The sequence below is a fragment of the Streptomyces sp. SID13666 genome, assembly GCF_010548325.1.
Taxonomy (GTDB): Bacteria; Actinomycetota; Actinomycetes; order Streptomycetales; family Streptomycetaceae; genus Actinacidiphila; species Actinacidiphila fildesensis.
Genome location: NZ_JAAGLX010000076.1, coordinates 1 through 25,483, shown reverse-complemented (window position 1 = coordinate 25,483; position 25,483 = coordinate 1). Strand labels below are relative to the sequence as shown.

At 66.6% G+C, this 25,483-nt stretch carries 21 protein-coding genes; 15 read left to right on the top strand and 6 right to left on the bottom strand.

All coding sequences use genetic code 11. The features are described from left to right. The first annotated feature begins 112 nt into the window (after positions 1-112). The 6 genes from G3I60_RS46985 to mycP all read left to right on the top strand — a co-directional run bounded on the left by G3I60_RS46985 (position 113) and on the right by mycP (position 5,496). On the top strand, positions 113-1,552 hold the full coding sequence (locus tag G3I60_RS46985; RefSeq protein ID WP_343242009.1) for a putative T7SS-secreted protein: 1,440 nt from the start codon (positions 113-115) through the stop codon (positions 1,550-1,552). Positions 1,553-1,582: 30 nt separating this feature from the next. Next, the gene (locus G3I60_RS41930; RefSeq protein WP_164298682.1) at positions 1,583-1,882 is read left to right on the top strand and encodes a YrhB domain-containing protein; all 300 of its coding nucleotides are present in this window, start codon (positions 1,583-1,585) and stop codon (positions 1,880-1,882) included. After that, positions 1,879-3,189, top strand: a complete 1,311-nt coding sequence (locus tag G3I60_RS41925) for a YrhB domain-containing protein (protein WP_164298680.1) — start codon at positions 1,879-1,881, stop codon at positions 3,187-3,189. The genes G3I60_RS41930 and G3I60_RS41925 overlap by 4 nt, the downstream gene beginning before the upstream one ends. Positions 3,190-3,430: 241 nt before the next feature. Beyond that, positions 3,431-3,769, top strand: a complete 339-nt coding sequence (locus tag G3I60_RS41920; RefSeq protein WP_138357414.1) for a WXG100 family type VII secretion target — start codon at positions 3,431-3,433, stop codon at positions 3,767-3,769. A 99-nt stretch (positions 3,770-3,868) separates the two neighbouring features. Next, positions 3,869-4,156, top strand: a complete 288-nt coding sequence (locus G3I60_RS41915) for a WXG100 family type VII secretion target (protein ID WP_138357415.1) — start codon at positions 3,869-3,871, stop codon at positions 4,154-4,156. A gap of 110 nt (positions 4,157-4,266) precedes the next feature. Beyond that, complete coding sequence (gene mycP, locus G3I60_RS41910; protein ID WP_164298676.1) at positions 4,267-5,496, top strand: type VII secretion-associated serine protease mycosin; 1,230 nt, start codon at positions 4,267-4,269, stop codon at positions 5,494-5,496. Between the two features lie 91 nt (positions 5,497-5,587). On the opposite strand, the gene G3I60_RS41905 is transcribed toward mycP, so the two are convergent. The 4 genes from G3I60_RS41905 to eccCa all read right to left on the bottom strand — a co-directional run bounded on the left by G3I60_RS41905 (position 5,588) and on the right by eccCa (position 12,938). After that, positions 5,588-6,202, bottom strand: coding sequence for a hypothetical protein (locus tag G3I60_RS41905; protein WP_164608487.1), 615 nt, complete (start codon positions 6,200-6,202; stop codon positions 5,588-5,590). Beyond that, positions 6,202-8,400 carry a DUF6571 family protein gene (locus G3I60_RS41900; RefSeq protein ID WP_164298672.1) on the bottom strand — a complete coding sequence of 733 codons (2,199 nt, stop codon included), beginning with the start codon at positions 8,398-8,400 and terminating at the stop codon, positions 6,202-6,204. The genes G3I60_RS41905 and G3I60_RS41900 overlap by 1 nt, the downstream gene beginning before the upstream one ends. A 23-nt stretch (positions 8,401-8,423) precedes the next feature. Next, the gene (locus G3I60_RS41895) at positions 8,424-8,882 is read right to left on the bottom strand and encodes a type VII secretion target (RefSeq protein WP_164298670.1); all 459 of its coding nucleotides are present in this window, start codon (positions 8,880-8,882) and stop codon (positions 8,424-8,426) included. Positions 8,883-8,960: 78 nt separating this feature from the next. Further along, positions 8,961-12,938: a type VII secretion protein EccCa gene (gene eccCa / locus G3I60_RS41890; RefSeq protein ID WP_164298668.1), complete on the bottom strand. Its 3,978-nt coding sequence runs from the start codon at positions 12,936-12,938 to the stop codon at positions 8,961-8,963. 170 nt (positions 12,939-13,108) lie between these two features. Between eccCa and eccD the strand changes: the two genes are divergently transcribed. From eccD to G3I60_RS41860, 6 genes are all read left to right on the top strand, one after another. Further along, the gene (gene eccD / locus G3I60_RS41885; RefSeq protein ID WP_164298666.1) at positions 13,109-14,581 is read left to right on the top strand and encodes a type VII secretion integral membrane protein EccD; all 1,473 of its coding nucleotides are present in this window, start codon (positions 13,109-13,111) and stop codon (positions 14,579-14,581) included. A gap of 164 nt (positions 14,582-14,745) precedes the next feature. Beyond that, positions 14,746-15,033 (top strand): 30S ribosomal protein S15, encoded by a 288-nt coding sequence (gene rpsO / locus G3I60_RS41880; RefSeq protein ID WP_138357422.1) that lies wholly within the window; start codon positions 14,746-14,748, stop codon positions 15,031-15,033. A gap of 267 nt (positions 15,034-15,300) precedes the next feature. Next, on the top strand, positions 15,301-17,517 hold the full coding sequence (locus G3I60_RS41875; RefSeq protein ID WP_138357423.1) for a polyribonucleotide nucleotidyltransferase: 2,217 nt from the start codon (positions 15,301-15,303) through the stop codon (positions 17,515-17,517). Beyond that, a complete protein-coding gene (locus G3I60_RS41870; protein ID WP_164298664.1) occupies positions 17,514-18,890 on the top strand; it encodes a pitrilysin family protein in 1,377 nt (458 codons plus the stop codon). The genes G3I60_RS41875 and G3I60_RS41870 overlap by 4 nt, the downstream gene beginning before the upstream one ends. Positions 18,891-18,967: 77 nt before the next feature. Beyond that, the gene (gene dapB / locus G3I60_RS41865; RefSeq protein WP_164298662.1) at positions 18,968-19,738 is read left to right on the top strand and encodes a 4-hydroxy-tetrahydrodipicolinate reductase; all 771 of its coding nucleotides are present in this window, start codon (positions 18,968-18,970) and stop codon (positions 19,736-19,738) included. Positions 19,739-19,743: 5 nt separating this feature from the next. Then, the gene (locus tag G3I60_RS41860) at positions 19,744-20,199 is read left to right on the top strand and encodes a tetratricopeptide repeat protein (RefSeq protein WP_164298660.1); all 456 of its coding nucleotides are present in this window, start codon (positions 19,744-19,746) and stop codon (positions 20,197-20,199) included. 31 nt (positions 20,200-20,230) lie between these two features. Here G3I60_RS41860 and G3I60_RS41855 read toward each other — a convergent pair whose 3' ends face one another. Together G3I60_RS41855 and G3I60_RS41850 are read right to left on the bottom strand one after the other, a co-directional pair. Beyond that, positions 20,231-20,716 carry a hypothetical protein gene (locus G3I60_RS41855; RefSeq protein ID WP_239070967.1) on the bottom strand — a complete coding sequence of 162 codons (486 nt, stop codon included), beginning with the start codon at positions 20,714-20,716 and terminating at the stop codon, positions 20,231-20,233. Between the two features lie 133 nt (positions 20,717-20,849). After that, a complete protein-coding gene (locus G3I60_RS41850) occupies positions 20,850-21,092 on the bottom strand; it encodes a hypothetical protein (protein ID WP_164608486.1) in 243 nt (80 codons plus the stop codon). A 157-nt stretch (positions 21,093-21,249) separates the two neighbouring features. Between G3I60_RS41850 and thyX the strand changes: the two genes are divergently transcribed. The 3 genes from thyX to G3I60_RS41835 all read left to right on the top strand — a co-directional run bounded on the left by thyX (position 21,250) and on the right by G3I60_RS41835 (position 24,903). Continuing rightward, positions 21,250-21,987 (top strand): FAD-dependent thymidylate synthase, encoded by a 738-nt coding sequence (gene thyX / locus G3I60_RS41845; RefSeq protein ID WP_138357429.1) that lies wholly within the window; start codon positions 21,250-21,252, stop codon positions 21,985-21,987. 173 nt (positions 21,988-22,160) lie between these two features. After that, a complete protein-coding gene (gene dapA / locus G3I60_RS41840) occupies positions 22,161-23,060 on the top strand; it encodes a 4-hydroxy-tetrahydrodipicolinate synthase (RefSeq protein WP_138357430.1) in 900 nt (299 codons plus the stop codon). Between the two features lie 157 nt (positions 23,061-23,217). Next, positions 23,218-24,903 (top strand): ribonuclease J, encoded by a 1,686-nt coding sequence (locus tag G3I60_RS41835; protein WP_138357431.1) that lies wholly within the window; start codon positions 23,218-23,220, stop codon positions 24,901-24,903. The last annotated feature ends 580 nt before the right edge of the window (positions 24,904-25,483 follow it).

Here is a 25,483-nt window from a genome sequence, read left to right as displayed (position 1 = left end):
GCAACCGCCTCGTCGGCATCCTCCACGGATGCCTCAAAACCCGCACCCACTACGACGAAGCAACCGCCTGGTCACACCACGCCCAGCCTTATCCCTCTTGACATGAAACGGCATGGGATGTCTGACCCGCCTGGACCCTGGAAATTGGCAGGGAGAAGGTGCGGACGCCTTTCGGGTGAAATTCGAGGCACATCCGAAGAAGTGGCTGCAGGGAGCGGACGCCTGCCTGCAGGCGGCTGAGGCGCTGGGACGCTTCGCGGACATCGTGGACTGGGCACAACGGCAGGCGCAGACGGCGATCGACACGTACCGGCAGGGAAAGGACGCCCACAAGAAGGCGGTGGACGCATACAACACGAAGGTCGGCGCCTACAACACGGACCTCGCCTCCTACCAGCACCTGGTGAACGGGGAAGGCGATCCGGGGAGACCTCCGGTCGCCCCGGATCCGTTCCACGACCCGGGTGCCACTGCCATCGCCGAGGCGAAGGAAATCCTGACGGAAGCACGCCGACAACGTGACGCGGTGGCCGACGAGGCGCGGATCGCCATTGATGCGGCGGCAGAACTGGCGCCGGCCAAGCCGGAATTCACCGACCGCATGAGCGGCGATCTCCAGGACGTCCTCGTCCAGGGTGAGGTCGAGGCCCTGCACTACGGCGGCGGCCTGGTCCGCAGCGTCACGGACGCGACGAAGTTCGTCCGGGGTCTGAACCCGTGGGACACGTACAACGTGACGCACCCGGCGGAGTACCTGACGCATCTGGATTCGACCGTGGCGGGTCTGGTCACCATGGCGTACCACCCGGAGCGGCTGCCGCAGGCGATCGTGGGCACCGGCTGGGGCGACGACCCTTCCGAGTCCGGAGGACGACTGACCGGAAACCTCGTCATGGCCCTGGCGACAGGCGGCACCAGCACCGCAGCCACCGCCGCCGAACGCACGGCCATGGCCGCGGGGAGAGACGCCGCCGAAGCGGTGGCGGAGCGAGGTGCGGTCAAATCCGGGGTGCCTGCCGCAATCCCCAAGGCATGGGATGACCTGGCCCAGCCGACGGAACACGTGACGCAAAAGGCGATCCACGCCGATTCGGTTGACGCGGCCACGGCGCGCGAGTTCGTGGACGATCAGTATCCTTGGCTCAAGGATATGAACTCTGATCGCTACGAAGCAAAAACTCCTGGCTATGTCGACAACTGTTCCAACAATGTTATTGCTGTAGATCAGAGACTGGACGGCCATGAAGTGTCAACGGCGCCTCTGCATGAGCCGCGATGGCCGGACCCGAAGGCGCTCGGTAACCCGGATGCCGCATGGCAGAATGTTGGAAGCTATGACGATATTATCGGTGATATGGGAGCCAGGGGTGAAGGATCGAGAGGAATTGTCTATGTAGAAAGACAGAACAAGACTGCGCACGTCTTCAATGTTATTCATGACAGTCATGGCGTTGTGTTTTTGGATGGTCAGACCGGCGCGCTGGGTAGATTGGAGGAGTTGAATAATTCGGAATTTGGCGTCAAGAGTATTAAATACATGCCTTACAAATAGTGTTTCTGGCACTGAAGAGAGGATTGAGCCATGACAAAGGACGAAGCGCTGATTGCGGCAGAAAAATTCTTGCACCGCACCTATGGTGATGGGCCGCCGACGATTGTGATGGAGCCGGAATCAACGGTAGAGCACAAATTGGCGTGGGTGGTGTGTTTTGATACAGAGGAACACCTGGATACTGGAGATTTCACCAAGGCGCCCATGAATCGTGTGATTGTGGTGTTCAAGGACGGATCGGAATTGGGGTTCGCCCCTGGTGCACTGACCACCGATGAGTTCAACTCCTGGTTGACTACTGGGCAGTGGCCGCCCGGAGCTGGGGCATGAGCGGTGCAATGACTCCGGCCCAGCGGGCCGACGAATGGTTGCAGCAGCAATACCATGGATTGGTCGAGTTGTCCGTCCCGCATCCTGTCGCAGAGAGCTCGCAGGCTTGGGTGTTCGGTTGCAGGACGCTCAGTCAGTCCGGATATTCTGACACTCCGATGCTAAATAGTTCTTTCGCTGTTCCGAAAAATTCTGTGGGCCCCTTCCATTTGGCGACAGGTGATCCGTGGGGCGACCTGGCGGAATTCGATGGAAGCCCGCAGCGTAACTCGGCAGCGCAGGCACGTCGCATTAATGATCGTGGATGTGTGGTGGCCATCGACGCAGGGATGGATGGTGGCCGGGCGACGGCCCTTCCCTGGCAAGCCGTCCATGAGGCGCCGGGTTGGTGGGATCGGCTCGTACGGCAGTACTTCAGTGGTGCTGAGGTGTCATCGTTCGCCAGTTGGGATGCTGTGATCTCTGCCCTCCTTGAGGTTGGTCCGTACGCCCGGGGCGTGGTGTGGGTGCGGCGGGTGCTGAATGGCGTGGAGGCAACCGGGCACCTCATGTACGCAACCATCAACAACGGCCAATTCGTATTGCTCGATGGTCAAACCGGTGGTCTGGGGCGTATGGAGAAAGAAGGCATCCGCCAGTTGGTACTCGCACGGTTTTCTCGCGGGCGCCCGAGTCCTGACACGCACCGGTCGAAGTGGCGGATTCCGGCCGAGGATTTCGCTACTGCTGTCCGAAAAGCTGACGCCTGGCTCGATGAAGTCTACGGTGGTCAAGTCGCTCTTGTGGATGCATCCCCTGCGGATGAAACCCGTCGAGGCTGGTTGTTCGCCTGCAACACAAAGCAGTTTCTGGCCGGCGGCGACCTGGCCAATGCGATGCTTGACGCGTCCATAGTTGTGCCGAAGGACCACCAGGAACCCTTTGGATTGCCGAATTCGGACCCATGGGGGTGGTTCTCACGTTGGGTGGAGGGCGCGCAACCAGGTGTCGATGGCCAAACGCTTCCGCCGAAGGCCGGTCCTGCTGCGTGGATGCCGGACACCATGCGGAAACTCGGACCGATCCTCTCCATCTCCGAGCACAGTGATTGGGCACCGTTGCTTGCTGAACTTGCCACACTGCCGGAGGCCATGAGGGCACTGGTGTGGGTTCGCCGACAGGACTGGACGGGACGTGAGTCTGTTGGATTGCTCCTCAACGCAGCCCGTACTTCCAATGGAGTGGTACTCATCGACGGCATGCGTGACGGGCAGGCTGAGCTGGAGGTGGACGGCCTCCGAAGCCTTCACCTGATCAGGTACCGATGACGAATCGCCTGGCCAATAGATTGCGCAGCGCGATGGGCTCCCCGAGCCCATGAGCGGTATTCAGGTGGTGCGGCCCGGCTGCGGGTGCCCCCTCGCCGGGGGCCTGTTGGGCCTGTGGACGAATGTGGCTAGAGTGGTCGGAAGCTAGATCATCTCAACTGCTTCACAGGCCAGTTGTGGATGGAGAGAGGGGTTTCGAGCCCCTTGAAGCGACCGCATATTGCATGGGGGAAGGTACGAAATGGCTGGAACAGTGAGGGTTACCGACGCGGAGCTCAAGCGCGTCGAGGACGAGATCGAGCGGGTCAGTGGCTCGATGGCGGCGCAGCTCGTGAAGCTCAACGCTGCCATTGACGGGCTGGAAGGCCAGTGGAAGGGCATCGGGGCCGGTGCCTTCAACACACAGCAGGACGAGATCAACAGGCGGCATCAGAAGTTGCGGGTGGTCATCGACGGCATCAAGGAAGCGATCGTCGCGACCCGGGCCGGTCACGGGAACACCGATGAAGAGGTTCTCGAGGACCTGAAGAAGATCGACATCAATGGCGCCGCCGGCGGCAGCGGTATCGCCGGTCTCTGACCTGCTTGTGCGGGACCGGTGGTTCGCCCGTGTGAGTGCCGGTGCCAGTGCCGATTCCGTTCCCGAAAACTTCGACCCACATTCACTCCAGGGGGAGCCATGTCTGAGCTCAAGGTTCACTATTCCTCGCTGACGGATGCCGCCAGCAGTATTCAGTTGGCGGCCAATCAGCTCAAGTCCGACCTCGACGGCCTGCTGGCCAAGGTCAAGGGCGTGGCTGCCAGCTGGGAGGGCGAGGCCCACCAGGCGTTCGACGCGACCGCGCGGGCATGGCAGGACCAGGCTGACCACATCCACAGCACGCTGATCCAGATCTCCTCCAAGGTGGAGTCCGCCAGCCACAACTACAGTGCCACCGACAAGAAGACGGCCGGATACTTCCAGTAGCCAGGACGTCTGCAGCAAGAGTTGCGCAGGGGCGGGTGCCCGCACGAGGGTGTCCGCCCCGCAGTGTGTTCCGTACCCGGTCGGACCGTCAGCAGGAGGAAGCAGCCCTCATGGGATCCGGGACCACGCATGAGCGCGGCCTGTCCGCACTGACCTCGGGGGTAGCGGCATTCGCCCTGCTGGCCGGCCCCGCTGCCCCGCCCGTCACCGCAGGGCTGACGGCCGCCGCGGAGATCACGCTCGCCGCTGACGGCGAGTGCACGTTCCCCGCGAAGGACATCAAGGGAACGCCGTGGTCCCTCCAGCGGGTGCTGCTGAATCAACTCTGGCAGGACACGAAGGGCAAGGGTGTACGTGTCGCCGTCATCGACACCGGAGTCGACGCGACGAACCCGCAGTTGAAATCGGCCGTTGACGTCGCCCATGGTGTGGACGTCATCGGTGGCAAGGACCACGGCGCCAATGACACGGTCGGTCATGGAACGAAGGTCGCCGGGATCATCGCCGCCCGCCCACTGCCGGGCACCGGATTCACCGGGATCGCGCCCGAGGCCACGATCATCCCGATCCGGCAGAACGACAACCAGGGCGCGGGAAAGATCCCGAGCATGGTGCGGGCCATCGACGCGGCTGTTGCCGCGCATGCACGCGTCATCAACATCTCGCAGGACACCTCCGGCGATGTCCGGGAGCTTGCCCAGGCCATCCACCGGGCCGTCGCCGCGAACGTCGTCGTGGTCGTCGCCGCGGGAAATGCCGGAGCGGACGGAAAGCTCGGTACGACGTTCCCCGGTGCTTACGAGGGCGTGCTCGCTGTCGGGGCATCGGACCGCAACAACGAGCGGGCGTCGTTCTCCCAGGCCGGGACGTTCGTGGGGGTGTCGGCTCCCGGGGTCGATATGGTCTCGACCGTTCCCAAGGGAGGCCAGTGTGTCGACAACGGCACGAGTTTCTCGGCCCCCTATGTCGCGGGCGTCGCGGCCCTGATCCGTGCCAAGCACCCGGCCTGGCGGGCGCACGAGGTCATCGCCCAGATCGAGCAGACCGCGCAGCGCACCTCCCTGGGCCACAACGACTTCACCGGCTGGGGCGTGGTCGACCCGGTGCGCGCGCTCACCGACGACGCCGTGCCCATTGCGGCACCGGTCGCTGACCCCGGCGTCGCGAAGGGCGACAGCAGGGTCATCCCGGCCACGCTGACGCTGGGGGAGACCCCACAGCAACGGGACCAGCGGGTGGCAACTTATGTGCTGGGTCTGGGCGTTGTCCTGTCCGCGGCGATCAGCGGCAGCTCGGTGGCTCTGCGGGACCTACGGCGTCGGCGGCGGTTCCCGCGCTGAACGGGACCACCTCTCGAGGTAAGTCGCAGCAATCCCAGTACCTGGTGCGCCGCAGACATGCGGGGGCTCCGGAACCGCGACGTGCCGTTTGTCAGGGGGCGCCTAGGCAGCCGGCCTCGGAGTGCGCATTTTTGCCGAATGCTTGAGCGGCATCGGCCACCGCCTTGCGTACTGTGCCGGCGTCCGCGTCCGCATCACCGTTGAACCTGACATTGACCTGCAGATAGTAGGAATCCTTCGCGGGGGTGGCCTCTGCACGAGGGTAACGCGGTGTACACGGAATATAGAGGTAAGTGGTTGTCGGGTAGGAGACTCCTCCCTTGCCCATCTTTACGGGAACGCCGGAGCCCTCGTCTCGTGTTTCACCTTTGACCCACTTCTGCCAGTCCTGAAATGCTGCGTTTTGGATTTTCGCCCTGATGGTGAGAGTCCCAGAAGTTCCGCTGGAGATGATGCAGGACTGGTTGAAATCCTGGCCGGCTCCGAGTGCGGTGTAGTGCTCCATCGCGGTATGGCTTTTGGGGAGAACGCTCTTCACCGAGTCACTGGTCATCATGTCTCCGCACACTGTTTCCTGGAGGCTGTCCACAGCGTTTGAATAGAGCAAGAATTTGTTGGTGAAGAACCCTGCGGCAAATGATGCTGCAACGCTTAGGGTTGCGACGTAGGCTAGCGCAGTAGTCCGTTTCATAATTCTCTCAATCATTAGTCGGCCTTCGGGTGACCTGGTCGTCCCTCGTAGCCGCTGAGGTTGGTTGATGAATTACCCCAGCCCTCCCTGAAGCCATCGGTGATCAGGCCTTCGATGTTTCCGGGACGCATGGCTGAATTGGTGTGCGCGGCGGCGTAGTGACCTGAAAACTCCGTGGACTGCAGAGCTGATTGCTTTACCTTGTCCTGGTTCGCCCCAGTGCTCAAAAGAATATCGTCGTAGCCGTCGATTTTTCGTCCATCGAAGATATTATCGATGAGAATGTTGCCGGTGGACGTGGCCATTGCACCGGCTGCAATTCCTCCGATGGGGCTGGTCATCGTGGCGACTCCGACGCCGATTCCTACTGTGGCGATACCCTTCATCAGCTCGTTCTGAGGCTTCAGGGAATCGTTGAAGGACTGATTTGCGGAAATCTCGTCCATGATATTGTGATCCTGAACCGAATAGGCCATAATGCCCTGGAAGAGCCCCGCATTATTCGCAATCTGCTTTATCGTTATCTGTGGATCGCCGTCAAATTCCTCAGGATGGGCGAGATGATAATCGAATAGATTTCCGGTATATGTCTTCTGTGCCACATCCAGAATTTTGTAAGCACCCGGATCTGCTGCGAGTGCATACAAAAACCTGTGCGTGTCGATCGGTTCGAACCTGGGTTCGCCGGAGTTTCCCGTAGGAAAGAACTTTTCAATCGAGTACGGGCCTTCGCCACCTGCCAAGGATCGGTTGATCTCCGGCATGTACTCGCTACTCATCCTCGCCAGGCTGTCACGCATCTGATCCGTCGCCACCCCCGCGTCCTTCGACACCGACTCGACTACCTGCTTCATGATTTCCGTCTGCGCCACACTGTGCGGCGGCAGCGTGGAATCCAGTGGAGTGCCATACGGGTGTCCTGTGACTCCCGCCTCCAGCGCGTGTCCCAGTGCGTCGGAGCGGAGTGGGTTCTCCTGCCCGGTCGTGAGGAGGTGCTTGAGGTCGCCGTCGTTGTGGAGGAACTGCGTGGCGAATTCCGGGTTCCGAGAACTGGCTTCCAGCAGGCCCACGAGGGGGTCGGTCCCCTGGTGGTTCTGCGTCTGGTCCGTCAAGTCCAGATGGATTTCCTGCGAGCCGCTGGGCCAGACCCCGTGGAGCTCCTTGTCCAGCTTCAGCATGTCCTTCGAGACGTCGCCGAGGAACTCCGTGCTGTACTCGCCGTTCTTGAGCAGCGCTCCGAGCGGCTGATAGCCGTACGGCATCATCTGGTACAGGCCGCGGGACCTCATATCGAGTGGCTGGTGGCCGGCCTCCTTGAGGCCCTCCACCCATTGGTTGCTCAGGTATCCGTCGCCGTTGACGTCCTGTGTCGCGGCAGCCAGTGTCAGTCCCAGTTGCTTCTGGACGTCCTGGGCGGCCTTGAGGCGGTCGGGGTCGTGGATCAGGCTTGTCCGGATGGCGAGGTCGGCCTGGAACTCCAGGGCCTTCTTCGGCCCCAGTTCCGTGTAGAACTTCGTCCCGAAGGTCGGGTCACTGGCGTGCTTGGCCAGCAGGGTATCGAGCCTCTTGAGCTCATCGACGGACAGGATGCCTTGCTGGGAGGCGAGTCGGGCCGCGTCGTGGGCGTCCTTGGCCGCCTGGGCACGGTCCTTCAGCGCGTTGTTGATGTCCGCATAGGCGTTGGCGTTGAATCCCTGGTCCGCACCGTTGGGATCCTGGAGCAGAGCCCAGTGCAGGGCGTTGTCCGCCTCGGTCGCGGATTCCACGGCGCCGTCCACACGACCCTGATAGTCGAGGATGGCCGCGCCGAGGCTCGGACCTGCGCCGGGCATCGGCCCCGCAGCCGGGTCGGCGCCCACATTGCCCGCTCCGTCGATGACCAAGACGCCCTTGGCGTTGGTGCGGACCTCCTCCGTCACGTCCCGGAGAGTCTTCTGCGCGGCTTTGAACGTGGACAGGGCGTCGCTGAGGATGCTGTGCACATCAAAGGCCTCGTCGGCGGCGGCCTGGATCTGCTGCTTCGCCACGACTGTCTTCTGAAGTGCCGCCTCAGCGGTCTCGCCCTGCATGTTGGCCGTTTGGAGGCCCTTGGTCACGGTGTTGTCGAAGGCCGACGCGATGCCGTGGAACTTCCCCGGGAGGGCTTGCCACTTGTCGACAGCGGCGTCGAGCGGAGCGAGATCGGCTTCCATGATGTCGTGGTAACTGGGCATGACTGGATCCCCCGAAGCGATGGTTACTTCTTCCTCAACTTCTTGGCCACGTCGGTGTCGGCGTCCTGATGGTCATTGGCGGCAGCGCGGAGGCCGCCCGCCACGTCTCGCAGAAGGGTGGTCTTCACATACCGCATCTGATGACCCCAGCGTTCCTGGAAGGCCGCGAAGGCGCCGGCACAGTGGAATCCCCGGAGCCCGGCCGCGATCTGGCCGGTGTTCCCCGCGGTGGCGCTTCCCTGACCCATCGCGCTGTCGTCCGCCTTTTCGAAGTCGGCGGCGACGATCTCGGCCTTGCCCGCTCTCTCACGGAGCACAGAAGGCGTCACCTTCAGCACCGGTCCGGCCTGACCGGTGCTGCCACCGCTCTCCGGAGCGACATGATCAAGGGTCATCTCCGCATCGCGCTGCTTGGCGGATTCCGTGAGGTCGCCGTTCTTGTCGTAGCGGAACGGATTGAGTGTGCGATCCCAGTTCGACATCGTCGTTATCCCCCCGTGGGCAGGCCTCTCCGCCCGCGCGGGGCCGGAGAGTGCGGATCAGGAACGTTGGCGGATCATTCAGCGGTCAGGAAGCCATCCCAGCTGGACGAGCGGAGTACGCCGGCGGCGCGACACGAACACGCCTCGTCCCGGTGGGAACTGCCGCGGACGAACGCTACCGAGCAGATCGCCCTCGTTCGGATCACCGGACAGGACGACGCCCTGGGCCCCGAGTTCCTTGATGCGCTGGATGAACGGCTCGTACATGGAGCGCCCGGCACCGCCCGAACTGCGGGCGATGATGAAGCGAACACCCGCATCGCGGGCGAACGGCAGCGTGTCGGCGAGGACGGCCATGGGATTGCCGCCACTGGAGGTGACCAGTTCGTAGTCGTCGACGACGACGAAGACCTGCGGCCCGCTCCACCAGCTGCGGTCGCGCAGTTGCTGCGGGGTGACATCGGGTCCGGGGGCGCGGCGCCGCACAAGGCCGGCCATCTCGTTCATGTGCAGTTCGAGGGCGGACTGCGTGGCCGCGTACTCGAGCAGATGGCCGTCGGGGATCGCACCCAGCAGGGTGCGGCGGTAGTCACCGACGACGATCCGCGCCTGGTCGGGGGAGTAGCGCTCGCAGATCTGCTTGATCAGCAGACGCAGCAGTGCGGTCTTGCCGGACTCGCTGTCACCGAAAGCGACGAAGAACGGATCGGTGTCGAAGTTGACGAAGACCGGAGCCAGCGCGGTCTCGTCGATGGCGAAAGCGACACCCTGGTCCGGATACTCATGACCCTTCGGCAGCTGTTCGGCTGCCAGCTGGTGCGGCAGCATGCGTACCCGTGGCGCGGGGGCGCCGGTCCAGGCACTGTTGACCGCGGACACCAGAGCGGCCGTTCCGTCGGACAGGTCGTGCGCCGTCGAGGACCCGTCGATGCGGGGCAGCGCGGCCAGGAAGTGCAGGCTGTCGGGGGTCAGGCCACGGCCGGGAGCGCCGACCGGGACGTTCGCCGCGGCCTTGCGGTTGAACTCCGAGTCCATGGTGTCGCCGAGCCGCAGTTCGATGCGGTTGAGCAGTTGGTCCTTGAGAGCCGGCCGCATCTCCATGTAGCGGGAGGCGGAGATGACGACATGTACGCCGTAACCGAGGCCGCGGGCGGCCAGGTCGGTGACGACGCCCTCGAGCATGTCGTAGTCCTGCTTGAACGCTCCCCAACCGTCGATGACGAGGAAGACGTCCCCCCACGGCTCACCCGGAAGCTGACCCGCCGCCCGGCGCTGCCGGTAGGTGGCGATGGTGTCGATGCCTTGGACGCGGAAGAGTTCTTCGCGCCGTGCGAGGACGCCGGCGACCTCCGCGACCGTGCGGCGCACCTTGTCCGGCTCCAGGCGTCCGGTGACCCCGCCGACGTGCGCGAGACCGTCCAACGCGCGCAGCGCGCCACCGCCGAAGTCGAGGCAGTAGAACTGCACTTCGTCGGGGGTGTGGGTGAGAGCAAAGGACGAGACGAGCGTACGCAGCAACGTCGACTTGCCGCTGCGGGGACCACCGAGCACCAGGCCGTGGCCGGCCGCTCCCGAGTAGTCCTGGCAGAAGGCGTCACGGCTCTGCTCGAAGGGCTTGTCCACGACTCCGAGCGGCACACGGAGCCGGCCGTTCGCACCGGAGTCGGCGGATCGGAGCCCGCGGTCGGGCGAGACCGTCAGAGGGGCCATCACCTGGTCCAGAGGCGGTGCCTCCCCGAGCGGTGGTAGCCACACCTGGTGGGCCGCCGTTCCCTGGCCTTCGAGCTGGCGGACGAGAACGTCCAGCACGGTGTCAGCCAGCGCGTCATCCGTACGCGGGGGCACGGCGGGGTGCGCGGGACTTGTGGTGCTGCTGGCGACGGCGACAGGTGCCGCGGTGAACACCGCCGGTCTGCGCAGTACCGCGGGTCGGGAGCCGTCGTCCACGACGCCGCCCGAGCGGTGTGTCCCCGACACATAAGCGGCCTTGAAACGCAGCATCGTCTCGGTCCCGAACTTCAGGTATCCGGAACCCGGCACCGAAGGCAGGTGATAGGCGTCCGGAACGCCGAGCGCCGCCCGGGACTCCGACGCCGAGAAGGTCCGCAGGCCGATCCGGTAGGAGAGATAGGTGTCGAGTCCCCGCAGCTTGCCCTCCTCGAGGCGTTGCGAGGCCAGCAGCAGGTGCACTCCGAGGGAACGACCGATCCGCCCGATCTGGATGAACATGTCGATGAACTCGGGCTTGGCCGTGAGCAGTTCGCTGAACTCGTCGATCACGATCACGAGCGACGCGATCGGCTCCAGAGCGGCACCCGCCGCACGGGCCCTCTCGTAGTCGTGGATGTTCGCGAAGCTGCCGGACGAGCGCAGCAGCTCCTGCCGCCGCTGCAGTTCGCCGGTGATGGAGTCGCGCATGCGGTCGACGAGTGTCAGGTCGTCGGCGAGGTTGGTGATGACGGCCGCGACGTGCGGCATGGCCGACATGCCGGCGAATGTCGCGCCACCCTTGAAGTCCGCGAGTACGAAGTTCAGGGTCTCCGAGGAGTGCGTGACGGCAAGACCGAGTACCAGGGTGCGCAACAGCTCCGATTTGCCGGAGCCGGTCGCGCCGACGCACAGGCCGTGCGGGCCCATGCCCTCCTGCGCGGCCTCCTTGAGGTCGAGAAACACCGGCTCACCGTTCTCGCCGACACCGATCGGCACCCGTAGCCGGTCGTGCTGCGCGCGGGGCCGCCAGCTGCGAGTCACATCGAGCGCCGCCGCCTCGCCGATTCCCATCAGATCGGTGAAGTCCAGGTTGGCCAGCAGCGGTTCGTCGTCCCTGCCGCTTCCGATGCGCAAGGGCGCGAGCTGCCGGGCCAGGGATTCCGACTCCACCGGTCCCAGTACATCGGCCGTACCGCTGTAGACCGTTCCTCCCGAATCGATCCGCATCTCGAAAGGGGTCACGTCGACGGACAGGCCACCGCGGGACTCGTCGGGCTCTCCCGGGGCGATCCTGATCAGGGTGACCCCCTGCAGTCCCTCGGGCGGCGCCAGGGAGGACCCCGGCGCGACGGTGGCGCCGTCGAGGACGACGACGATGTGCGGCCGGTCCAGCAACGGCTGGGCGTCGCGCTGGAAGCGCGGACGCCCCTCCAGAGTGCTGTGCAGCAGCGCCTCCAGTTCCAGCACGCTGTCGGTGATCAGCCGTACCGATCCGGCGCCGTCGCAGAGGGCGGGGTGCTGCGCATGGGGGAGCCACTTGGCCCACTCCCACTCCGGCGCGGATCCGGCGGACCGGACGACGGCCACCACCAGGTCCTCGGGTGGGTGCAACGACGCCAGCTGGGCGAGCACCGCGCGTGCCGTCCCGTACACCGTCGTTGCGTCACCGGACAGCCCGATCTCGGAGAACGCCCGCATCGAGACTGCCAGCGGAAGGTCCTCGACCTGCCCGTGATGTTGCAGGAAGTTGTCCATCGCGTGCGTCGTGAGCGGTTCCAGCTCGTCGACGGGTGCCGTCTCGGGTGCGACGAGGGGCGTCGCCAGCTGCTGCGGACCCAGCCCGAAACGCACCTGGCCGAAGTCCTCATCGCCCGGACGGCGTTCCCACACCCGGGCGCCCTGGCCACCGCCGACCGGTTGCGGACCGGCTCCGCCCAACAGAGCCCACAACTGGTCGGGAGCCGGATGCGTGTACAGCTGGGCGGCGCGCTGCTGCTCAGCGGTCTGACGCGCCTGCTTGCGCATCTGCGCGAGATACTTGAGGTAGTCGCGGCGTGCGTCGGCCATGTGTCCGGCCACGCCCTGCCGCATCTTGACGGCCTGCGCGATCGCCATCACGACGGTGGATGCGAGCATCAACCCGCCCATGATCTTCATGATGGGCTGGGAACCCGGCATGAAGAAGTAGGCCGCGGAACCACCCATGCCGAGCATGGGCAACAGACTCATCAACAGGCCCTGGTCCTGGGCGCGGGGGAGTTCCGGCGGCGGTTCCAGACGGAGTTCTCCCGACGGGACCGCGGGCGGCAGTGCCCTCGGCGGTCGTTTGACGATGACGACGCTCACCGATGTATCAATCCCCCGTGCGCAGCAGATGGTTCCGCACCGACGCCCCCGTGGCGGCGGCCGCTGTCCGCGCGTCAGTGATCCTAGTGGTGCTGCCGCACGGCCCAGTTGACCGGCCCCGATAGGGTGGCGCACCGCAGCAGACGACACCGACGAGGGGGATCCACCAGGTGATCACGACCGCAGCGACAGGCTACTGCCGCGTCACCGTCGTAGCGCCGGACAGCAGGATCGACCTGGCACTCCCCGACGACGTACCCGTGGCCGATCTGCGGTCGGAGCTCCTCACGCTGTCGGGGCAGACTCAGGTGGCGGGAGAGCCCACCGGGTTCCACCTCACGCGCCGTGACGGGTCCGTCCTCGACGGCGGGCTATCCCTCGCCGCCCAGCGCGTCCTCGACGGCGAGCTGCTCAGTCTCCGCCCGTTCGCGGACTCGCTCCCGCCGGCCGTCCACGACGACGTGGTGGACGCCATCGCTTCCGCTGTGGACCGCGACCGCCACAGCTGGAGCGACGACCTGATGCGGGCGGCCGGGCTGAGCGGCGGAGTGGTCCTGCTGCTGATGACGGGCTTCGTCCTGTGGTTCGCGGACCCGCTCAGGCACGACATGCACAGCCTGCCCGGCGTCATCGCGGGCGCCTCGGGCGTACTGCTGACGGCGCTGGCCGGTGTGCGGGCCCGGGTGTACGACGACCGGGCCTCCGCCGTGGCCCTCGGTCTCGGCGGACTGCCGATGCTGCTCATCGCGGGCTCCGGGATCATCGAGCCCCGATCGGGTGAAGGCCCCGGCAGACTTCAGTTCCTCGTCGGCTGCGTCACCGTGCTCATCGCCGCGATCCTGCTGATCGCGCTGCTCCCGTACGGAGACGCGCCCTTCGTCGGCGCGGCCATGGCGGCCGCCGCCGGCACCCTCACGACCTTTGGCACGATCATGACCGGCGCTGCTCCCAGGGAAGCCGCAGCGGTCGCCGGGGTGACCGCGGTCGCCCTGGTCGGATTCCTCCCCGGCTGGTCCGCTCGTTTCGCCCGGCTGCCGATCGGGTTCCGCTCCCCGCAGGAGAGTGCAGGGCCGGGCCGGCCCGTAGAGCGCTTCGGAGAGCGGCCCACCACGGAGCCGGTCGACTACGGGCGTATCGCCGCGCAGGCACGCCGCGGCCACGAGATGCTGCTCGGCCTGGTCGGCGGGTGCTCCGCCGTCGTGCTGGGGTCCGCGGCCGTCCTCGGATTCTCGGACTCCGTGTGGGCGCAGCTGCTCGCCCTGGCCGTCGGCGTCGCCACTCTCCTGCGCGCCCGTCTCTTCCGCTACACGGCGCAGGTCGTGTGTCTGCTGGTCGCCGGGATCGGCGCCGTGACCCTGCTCATTCTGGGCCTGGCGCTCAACCCGCCGGCCGGGGTGGTCCGGGAGCTGCTGCAGGGCGACCGTGGGCCGCTCGATGTGCGGACGATCTGGTTGTCGGCCGTGGTGGCGATGGGTGCGGCACTCCTCACCGCCATCGCCCTGATCGTCCCCCGCCAGGGTGTCTCGCCGTTCTGGGGACGTACCCTCGACCTCGCCGAGGGATTCATCCTCCTGGCCCTTGTTCCTCTCTGCCTGGCTGTCCTCGACGTGTACACCTCGGTGCGCAGCCTGACCAGTGGCTGAATAGGCCTCCGGACCCGCGCGGCGAAGCGTCGCCCGTGCGGCTGGTACTCTGGCTGACGGATGTGTGTGTAAGAACCCGCGTCCTCGCCTCCAGAGTTATCCAAGATCGCCTGTGATTCCAGTCCAGGGGCACTCGGAGGCAAACCAACACCTGAGGAGTTCGTATGCCGCTCGACGCCGCGACGAAGAAGCAGATCATCGCCGAGTTCGGTGCCAAGGAGGGCGACACGGGCTCCCCCGAGGTGCAGGTCGCGATGCTCTCGCGCCGTATCTCGGACCTCACCGAGCACCTCAAGCTGCACAAGCACGACCACCACTCCCGCCGTGGTCTGCTGCTGCTCGTCGGCCAGCGCCGCCGTCTGCTGCAGTACCTGGCCAAGAAGGACATCACGCGCTTCCGCGCCCTGGTCGAGCGCCTCGGCATCCGCCGCGGTGCGGCCGGCGCCAAGTAGGACGTTGTGCGGGGGAGCGGTTCCCACCCGGGAGCCGCTCCCTTTGCGTACTCGACCGGCGATTCTTTGTAGTCTGGTGTGAGCACGCTGTAACACACGAGGAGGAGCGTCCTCCTAATGAGCCACGAACGCCGGTCCTCGGTAGTGGCCTCCGGGCAGCAGGACTCCCCGAAGGCTTCGATCGAAGACCGGCCCCTGGCGGGACGCTTCCCCTCACCGAAGGTCCCCGGGATACGCCCTGGGACATGAATGAGGAGAATCCCCATAGTGGAGAACGAGACCCACTACGCCGAGGCCGTTATCGACAACGGTTCCTTCGGCACCCGCACCATCCGCTTCGAGACGGGCCGTCTGGCCCGTCAGGCCGCCGGCTCCGCCGTGGCCTACCTGGACGACGACACCATGGTGCTGTCGGCCACCAGTGCCTCGAAGCACCCCAAGGAGAACCTCGACTTCTTCCCCCTCACGGTGGACGTCGAGGAGCGCATGTACGCGGCCGGCCGGATCCCCGGTTCGTTCTTCCGCCGCGAAGGGCGCCCCTCCGAGGACGCGATCCTCACCTGCCGTCTGATCGACCGCCCGCTGCGCCCGTCCTTCGCCAAGGGCCTGCGCAACGAGATCCAGGTCGTCTGCACGATCATGGCGCTCAACCCCGATGACCTGTACGACGTGGTCGCGATCAACGCCGCCTCCGCCTCGACGCAGCTCGCCGGTCTCCCCTTCTCCGGCCCGATCGGCGGCGTCCGCGTCGCACTGATCAAGGGCCAGTGGGTCGCCTTCCCGCGTCACAGCCAGCTCGAGGACGCCGTCTTCGACATGGTCGTGGCCGGCCGCGCCCTCGAGGACGGCGACGTCGCGATCATGATGGTGGAGGCCGAGGCCACCGCCCGCACGATCGCGCTCGTCGAGGGTGGCGCCGAGGCGCCGACCGAGGAGATCGTGGCCGCCGGCCTCGAAGCCTCGAAGCCCTTCATCAAGGCCCTGTGCAAGGCGCAGTCCGAGCTGGCGGCCAAGGCCGCGAAGCCGACCGCCGAGTTCCCGCGCTACCTCGACTACCAGGACGACGTCTTCGCCGCCCTGTCCGAGGCCGTCACCGGTGAGCTCGCCCAGGCCCTGACGATCCCCGGCAAGCAGGCCCGCGAGGCCGAGCTGGACCGCGTCAAGGCCATCGCCGCCGAGAAGCTTCTCCCGAAGTTCGAAGGCCGCGAGAAGGAGATCTCCGCCGCGTACCGTTCGCTGACCAAGAAGCTGGTCCGCGAGCGCGTCATCAAGGACAAGGTCCGCATCGACGGCCGTGGCGTGACGGACATCCGTACGCTGGCCGCCGAGGTCGAGGCCATCCCGCGCGTCCACGGTTCCGCCCTGTTCGAGCGCGGCGAGACCCAGATCCTGGGTGTCACCACGCTGAACATGCTCCGCATGGAGCAGCAGATGGACACGCTGGCGCCCGAGACGCGCAAGCGCTACATGCACAACTACAACTTCCCGCCGTACTCCGTCGGTGAGACGGGCCGCGTCGGTTCGCCGAAGCGCCGCGAGATCGGTCACGGCGCGCTGGCCGAGCGGGCGATCCTGCCCGTGCTGCCGTCCCGCGAGGACTTCCCGTACGCGATCCGCCAGGTCTCCGAGGCGCTGAGCTCCAACGGCTCGACGTCCATGGGCTCGGTCTGCGCCTCCACCATGTCGCTGCTGAACGCCGGTGTGCCGCTCAAGGCCCCCGTCGCCGGTATCGCCATGGGTCTGATCTCCGAGGAGATCGACGGCAAGACGCACTACGTCGCCCTCACCGACATCCTCGGTGCGGAAGACGCGTTCGGCGACATGGACTTCAAGGTCGCCGGTACGAAGACCTTCGTCACCGCGCTGCAGCTCGACACCAAGCTCGACGGCATCCCCGCCTCGGTCCTGGCCGCCGCGCTGAAGCAGGCCCGCGACGCCCGCCTCCACATCCTCGATGTGATGAACGAGGCGATCGACGTTCCGGACGAGATGTCCCCGAACGCACCGCGGATCATCAGCATCAAGATCCCCGTGGACAAGATCGGCGAGGTCATCGGCCCCAAGGGCAAGATGATCAACCAGATCCAGGAGGACACGGGCGCCGACATCTCCATCGAGGATGACGGCACGGTCCTCATCGGCGCGACCGAAGGCTCCCAGGCCGAGGCCGCGCGCGCGGTGATCAACCAGATCGCCAACCCGACGATGCCCGAGGTCGGCGAGCGCTACCTCGGCACCGTCGTGAAGACCACCACCTTCGGTGCCTTCGTCTCGCTCATGCCGGGCAAGGACGGTCTGCTGCACATCTCGCAGATCCGCAAGCTCGCCGGCGGCAAGCGCGTCGAGAACGTCGAGGACGTCCTCGCCGTGGGCTCCAAGGTCCAGGTCGAGATCGCCGAGATCGACGCCCGTGGCAAGCTCTCGCTGATCCCGGTCATCGAGGGTGAAGAAGCGGGCGACCCCGAGGACGAGTCCGGCTCGTGACCTCTCGCACCACTGTCGTGACGGCCCGTCCCTCCACCAAGGGGCGGGCCGTCCGCACACAGACCCTGATTCCCGGCACCGACGGCATCGGCACCGTGCGCAGGACCGTGCTCCCCGGCGGTCTGCGCGTCGTCACCGAGACCCTGCCGACGGTCCGCTCCGCGACCTTCGGCATCTGGGTCGGCGTCGGCTCCCGCGACGAGACCCCGGCGCTGAACGGCGCCACCCATTACCTGGAGCACCTGCTCTTCAAGGGCACCAAGCGGCGCAGCGCGCTCGACATCTCCTCCGTGATCGACGCGGTCGGCGGCGAGATGAACGCGTTCACCGCCAAGGAGTACACGTGCTACTACGCACGCGTCCTCGACAACGACCTGCCGCTCGCCATCGACGTGGTGTGCGACATGCTCACCGGCTCGCTGATCCGCCAGGAGGACATCGACGCCGAGCGCGGCGTCGTCCTCGAGGAGATCGCGATGACCGAGGACGATCCGGGCGACCAGGTCCACGACCTGTTCACCACGGCGATGCTCGGCGACTCCCCGCTGGGCCGTCCGGTCCTCGGCACCGTCGAGACCATCAACGCCCTCACCCGCGACCAGGTCGCCCGCTTCTACAAGCGGCACTACGACCCGACGCACCTCGTCGTCGCCGCGGCCGGGAACGTCGACCACGCCACGGTCGTCCGCCAGGTCCGCAAGGCGTTCGAGAACGCCGGCTCCCTGCGCGACACCGACGCCGTCCCGATGGACCCGCGCTCCGGCGCCCGCACGCTGCGCACCGCCGGCCGCGTCGAGCTGCTGGACCGCAGGACCGAGCAGGCGCACGTCGTGCTCGGCATGCCGGGCCTGGCCCGTACCGACGAGCGCCGCTGGGCGCTCGGCGTGCTCAACACCGCGCTGGGCGGCGGCATGAGCTCACGGCTGTTCCAGGAGGTCCGCGAGAAGCGCGGCCTGGCGTACTCGGTGTACTCGTACACCTCGTCGTTCGCGGACTGCGGGCTGTTCGGCGTCTACGCCGGCTGCCAGCCGCGCCGGGTCCCCGAGGTGCTCAAGATCTGCCGCGACGAGCTCAACAACGTGTCCGAGCACGGTCTGACCGACGAGGAGCTGCAGCGCGCCATCGGCCAGCTGTCCGGCTCGACGGTGCTGGGCCTGGAGGACACCGGGGCGCTGATGAACCGCCTCGGCAAGAGCGAGCTGTGCTGGGGCGAGCAGATGTCGGTGGACTCGATGCTGGAGCGCATCGCCGCCGTCACCCCGGACGACGTGCGCGCGGTCGCCCGCGATGTACTGGGACAGCGTCCCTCGCTGGCCGTCATCGGCCCGCTGAAGGACAAGCAGGCCTCGCGTCTGCACGAATCGGTCGCGTAACCCACGCCCGACGGGTCGTACCCCGCGCCGCGGTCGCAGCACGCGACCGCGGCGCACAACCGGAGGAACGGATCAGCATGAGCAAGCTCCGTGTGGCCGTCATCGGCGCCACCGGCCGGATCGGCTCCGAGGCCGTGCGGGCCGTCGAGGCGGCCGACGACCTGGAACTGGTCGCCGCGCTCGGCAGGAACGACCCGCTGACGGGGCTCACCGACGCCGGCGCGCAGGTCGCCGTCGAGCTGACGCACCCGGACGCCGTCATGGCGAACCTGGAGTTCTGCGTCCGCAACGGCATCCACGGCGTCGTGGGAACCACCGGCTGGACCGAGGAGCGTCTGACGGCTCTCAACAGCTGGCTGGCGGAGTCCCCGGCCACCGGAGTGCTCATCGCCCCGAACTTCTCCATCGGCGCGGTCCTGACGATGCGCTTCGCGCAGCAGGCGGCCCGCTGGTTCGAGACCGTCGAGGTCATCGAACTGCACCACAACAAGAAGGCGGACGCCCCCAGCGGCACCGCCACCCGGACCGCCCAGCTCATCGCGGCCGCCCGCGACACGGCCGGGATGCCGCGCCAGCAGGACCCGACCACGCACGGCTTGGACGGCGCGCGCGGCGCGGACGTCGACGGGGTGCCGGTGCACTCGGTGCGGCTGCGCGGCCTGCTCGCCCACCAGGAAGTCCTGTTCGGCGACACGGGCGAGACCCTCACGATCCGGCACGACTCGCTGCACCACAGCAGTTTCATGCCAGGCATCCTGCTCGCCGCCCGGAAGGTCACCGGAACCCCGGGCCTGACCTTCGGCCTCGAGCACTTCCTTGCCGATGAACACAGCCTGGACCAGGACTGATCGCCGTGCGCGCCAAAGTGACCTACTTCGTCCTGGCCGGGGCGCTGGTCTGCTACTTCGTCCTGGTCGGCAGCCGGGGTGTGCTGCTCCTGGAGGAGGGCACGTGGATCACCGTGCCGTTCGGCATCGCCGTCCTGGTGCTGCCGTTCATCGGGGCCTGGTTCCTGTGGCAGACCACCCAGTTCGCCCGGCAGGCGAACCGGCTCTCCCGGGAACTGGACGCCGAGGGCGGCCTCCCCGTCGACGAGCTCGTCCGCACCCCCAGCGGCCGGATCGACCGTGACTCGGCCGACACGGTCTTCGCGAAGCGCCAGGCCGAGACGGAAGCCTCCCCGGACGACTGGCGCAGCTGGTTCCGGCTCGCCATCGCCTACTTCGACGCCCGCGACACCCCGCGGGCCCGCAAGGCCATGCAGCGCGCCATCGCGCTACGCGACGGCAAGCCGGTACGCACGAGCTGAATCGGTTCGCCGGGCTGCCCGTGGAAGGGCGTCAGCGGAGTTCGGTGGCCCAGCCCTCTATGGCGTCGGCCGCCATGTCGAACGCCTCGGTGCGCCCGAGGAAGTCGGCGTTGTGGTCGGTCATCAGCGGCCGCAGCGCCTGGCCGTCCCGGCGGGTGACGACGAGCGCCTGCCCCTGGACGGTGCGCGGCAGCCCCAGCACCTTCACCGGCTGCTGCACGGTGCGCACACTGCCGACGCCGTCCCACGGCACGGTGATCGTGTAGAAGAGCCCGGACTGCCGCAGCCCGCGTCCGCTGACCCAGAACCCGACCCGCAGCAGCCGCAGCGCGCTGACGATCACCAGGACGCCGCCGCCCAGGCAGAGCCCGGCGCCGGGCAGCGCGCCCGTGGCGGCGATGATCATCGCGGCGAAGAGCACGTACGAGGAGAGCACCAGCAGCAGCGCGGCCGTAGCCACCCGCCACGGACCGGGACGGTACGGGCGCATCCACCGGTCCTGCGGGGTGTGCGGCAGCGCCGCGGGCGCCTCGCGCTGGTCGTGGACGCTGTCGGAGGCGAGGAAAGGCAGGGGCACGTGCGTGGTCCTTTACCGGCAGAGGTGGGGCTCTGACCGGTGAGGTTATCTGCCGTCCGACGCGGTGACCAGCTCAGGGCGTCCGGGCTGCCTCTTCGTGTTGCGAGCCGACCGAGCCCTGTTGGTGCGGATCGAGCGCGGGAGCGCCGAGCAGCGCGGCGGCGCCCAGTCCGGCGAGCACCAGCACCGTTCCCAGTGCGCGTCCCGCGATCCGGAGCCTGCTCGGTCGCGTTCTGGGCGGAGGAGCGACGTTGCTCTGGAAGCTCTCCGCCTCGGCTATGAAGGCGAACGGAACAGGCTCTCCCCGGCGGAACATGCAGCACACTCCTGTGTCCGAATTGCTGGAAGTCTCCCAATCTAACAACCCTCGTCCGCCATTCGGTGGGCGGGGTGGGGTTTGTGGCGATGACCAGGGCTGTCAGCGCCAGCGTCTAGGCTGGGCGCGCCCCTTGAGACGACAGGAAGGACCCACGGTGAGCGACACCTCCACCGAGACCGCCGTCCAGTTCCGCGGTGAGGTAACCGTCGACCTGGTCAAGCACAGCGCCGCGGACTCGGACGTGCTGTGGGCGGCGCGCGTGTCCACCGCGGGAGAGCAGTCCCTGGAAGAGCTGACCAAGGACCCCGAGCGGTCCAAGGGCCTGATCAACTATTTGATGCGCGACCGGCACGGCAGCCCGTTCGAGCACAATTCGATGACGTTCTTCATCAGCGCCCCGATCTTCGTCTTCCGCGAGTTCATGCGGCACCGCGTCGGCTGGTCGTACAACGAGGAGTCCGGCCGCTACCGCGAGCTGCAGCCGGTGTTCTACGTTCCCGCGCAGGAGCGGAAGCTCGTCCAGCAGGGCCGTCCGGGCAAGTACGAGTTCGTGGACGGTACGGACGCCCAGCACCGGGCGACGACCGAGGCCATGGAGGCCTCGTACCGTCAGGCGTACGAGGCGTACCAGGAGATGCTGGCCGCCGGCATCGCCCGTGAGGTGGCCCGTGCGGTCCTCCCGGTGGGGCTGTTCTCGTCGATGTACGCGACTTGCAACGCGCGCTCGCTCATGCACTTCCTCGGACTCCGTACGCAGCACGAGCTGGCGGCCGTTCCGTCCTTCCCGCAGCGGGAGATCGAGATGGTCGGCGAGAAGATGGAAGCCGAATGGGCGAAGCTCATGCCGCTGACCCACGCGGCCTTCAACGGCAACGGGCGTATCGCTCCGTAGCGCTCGTCACAGCCATTTGTCCGAAGTGTTCCGATTGCAGGCATTCGCGAAGTTCATCTAGGCTGCTGAAACGGACTCCGGCAGTGCTTGGACCCCCGAGCAGGCACCGCCGGAGTCCTTTCCGCAGGTCCCGAGGCGACACGCGCCGACATACAACGAGTAGCGTTGGACCCATGGCTCCGACCTCCACACCGACGACCCCCTTCGGGCGGGTCCTGACCGCAATGGTCACGCCGTTCACCGCGGACGGCGCGCTCGACCTCGACGGCGCACAGCGACTGGCCGCCCACCTGGTCGACGCAGGCAATGACGGCCTGGTCGTCAACGGCACCACCGGCGAGTCGCCGACCACCAGCAACGTGGAGAAAGGGCAGCTCGTACGGGCCGTCCTGGAAGCCGTGGGGGACCGCGCCTTCGTCATCGCCGGAGTCGGCACCAACGACACCCGGCACAGCGTCGAGCTCGCGCGCCAGGCCGAGCAGGCCGGCGCGCACGGCCTGCTCACCGTGACGCCGTACTACAGCAAGCCCTCCCAGGAGGGGCTGTACCAGAACTTCACGGTCATCGCCGATGCCACCGGCCTGCCGGTGATGCTCTACGACATCCCCGGCCGCAGCGGTGTCCCGATCGACACGGAGACCCTCGTCCGGCTGGCCGAGCACCCCCGCATCGTCGCCAACAAGGACGCCAAGGGCGACCTCGGCGCGGCGAGCTGGGCCATCGCCCGCAGCGGACTCGCCTGGTACTCCGGCGACGACATGCTCAACCTGCCGCTGCTCTCGATCGGCGCGGTCGGCTTCGTCTCCGTCGTCGGCCATGTCGTCTCACCCGAGCTGCGCGCACTGCTCCAGGCCCACCTGGCCGGAGACACCGCCAAGGCCATCGAGATCCACCAGCGCCTGCTGCCCATTTTCACGGGCATGTTCAGGACACAGGGTGTCATGACCACCAAGGCCGCCCTCGAACTCCTGGGACTTCCCGCGGGGCCGCTGCGGCTGCCGCTCGTGGAGCTGTCCGGGAGCGAGACCGAGCAGCTGAAGCAGGATCTCGCCGCAGGCGGGGTACACCTGTAGTCACAGACTTCCGCAGCCCCGGGCTCGCGGGTCGCAGACTTCACCACCACAGACTTCACAACTGAATACGCACGTACACGCAAACCGACGACACAACGCAATGTCACGCGCACCAGCGGTCCACACGGGACCCCGGCGCGCGTGGTGAGGAGAAACTTTGAGCCACCCGCACCCCGAGCTCGGCCCGCCCCGTGCACTGCCCGAAGGCGGCCTGCGCATCACACCGCTCGGCGGCCTCGGCGAAATCGGCCGCAACATGACGGTCTTCGAATTCGGCGGGAAGCTGCTGATCGTCGACTGTGGAGTGCTCTTCCCCGAGGACGAGCAGCCCGGTATCGACCTGATCCTGCCCGACTTCTCGTCGATCCGGGACCGTCTGGACGACATCGTCGGCATCGTGCTGACCCACGGCCATGAGGACCACATCGGCGCCGTCCCGTTTCTGCTCCGCGAGCGGGACGACATCCCGCTGATCGGCTCCAAGCTGACGATCGCGTTCATCGAGGCGAAGCTCCAGGAACACCGCATCCGGCCGTACATCCTCGAAGTGGCCGAAGGCCAGCGCGAGCGCATCGGCCCCTTCGACTGCGAGTTCATCGCGGTCAACCACTCCATCCCGGACGCCCTCGCGGTCGCCATCCGCACCCCCGCGGGCATGGTCGTGCACACCGGCGACTTCAAGATGGACCAGCTGCCGCTCGACGGCCGGCTGACCGACCTGCACGCCTTCGCGCGGCTGGCGGACGAGGGCATCGACCTGCTGCTCTCCGACTCCACCAACGCGGAGGTCCCCGGCTTCATCCCGCCGGAGCGCGACATCTCGCAGGCGCTGGAGCAGGTCTTCGCCAAGGCGGAGAAGCGGATCATCCTGGCGAGCTTCGCCAGCCACATCCACCGCATCCAGCAGGTGCTGGACTGCGCCCAGCAGCGCGGCCGCAAGGTCGCCTTCGTGGGCCGCTCCATGGTCCGCAACATGGGCATCGCCCGTGACCTCGGCTACCTCAAGGTGCCGCAGGGCCTGATCGTGGACGTCAAGCAGCTCGACGACCTGCCGGACAACAAGGTCGTCCTGGTCTGCACGGGCTCGCAGGGCGAGCCGATGGCCGCCCTGTCCCGGATGGCCAACCGCGACCACCAGATCCGGATCGTCGAGGGCGACACCGTCGTCCTGGCCTCGTCGCTCATCCCGGGCAACGAGACCGCGATCTACCGCGTCATCAACGGTCTGACCCGCTGGGGCGCCAACGTCGTCCACAAGGGCAACGCCAAGGTCCACGTCTCGGGCCACGCCTCGGCCGGCGAGCTGTTGTACTTCTACAACATCTGCAAGCCGAAGAACCTGATGCCGGTCCACGGCGAATGGCGCCACCTGCGCGCCAACGCCGAGCTGGGACAGCTCACCGGTATTCCCAAGAGCCGCTGCGTCATCGCCGAGGACGGCGTCGTCGTCGACCTCATCGACGGTGTCGCCAAGATCGCGGGCAAGGTGCAGGCCGGCTATGTGTACGTCGACGGCCTCTCGGTCGGCGATGTCACCGAGTCCTCCCTCAAGGACCGCCGGATCCTCGGCGAAGAGGGCATCGTCTCCGTGACCGTCGTCATGGACAGCAACACCGGCAAGCTCGTGGGCGGGCCGTACATCCATGCCCGGGGCTCCGGGATCGACGACGAGGCGTTCTCCGCGGTCATCCCGAAGATCGAGGAAGCGATGGCCAGGTCGGCCTCCGACGGCGTCGTGGAAGTACGGCAGTTGCAGCAGCTCATCCGCCGTGCGATCGGCAAGTGGGTGTCCGACACCTACCGCCGCCGGCCGATGATCCTGCCGGTCGTCGTCGAGGTCTGAGCACAGACCTGATGCACAGTCACCGGAGCGGGGCAACCGATTTGCATCCGGGTGCCCCGCTCCAGTACGTTGTCACAACCGCCTCGACGAGTGCCGCGGAAACGTGTGTTTCCAGGGCAGACTCGAATTGGCTGGGAAATCCGACAGAAACCTTCTGGTAAAGTCGGGTGCAGCGGGAAAGCCGAAAGGCTGAAACGCTAAAGCAACACAATGCAGGATCTGCAGTACTCCCGCTGACTGGGAATCGGGCGTGAAAGCGTCTGATAGAGTCGGAAACACGAAGGGAAGCCCGGAGGGCGCCGGTGACGGCACCGAAGGAAGCGTCCGTTCCTTGAGAACTCAACAGCGTGCCAAAAGTCAACGCCAGACTTAAAACACCCCGGGCGGAACCCATTCGGGTTTCGTTTGGTGGTTCCTTTGAAAAAGTCCTTCTGCCCTCCGGTCCTTCGGGATGGGAACTGGTGGGAGGCAATTACACAGCGAGGACGCTGTGCACCACGGGCCTTATTCCGGCCGGTGGTGCCGCTCTTGCGTGGAGACATTCACGGAGAGTTTGATCCTGGCTCAGGACGAACGCTGG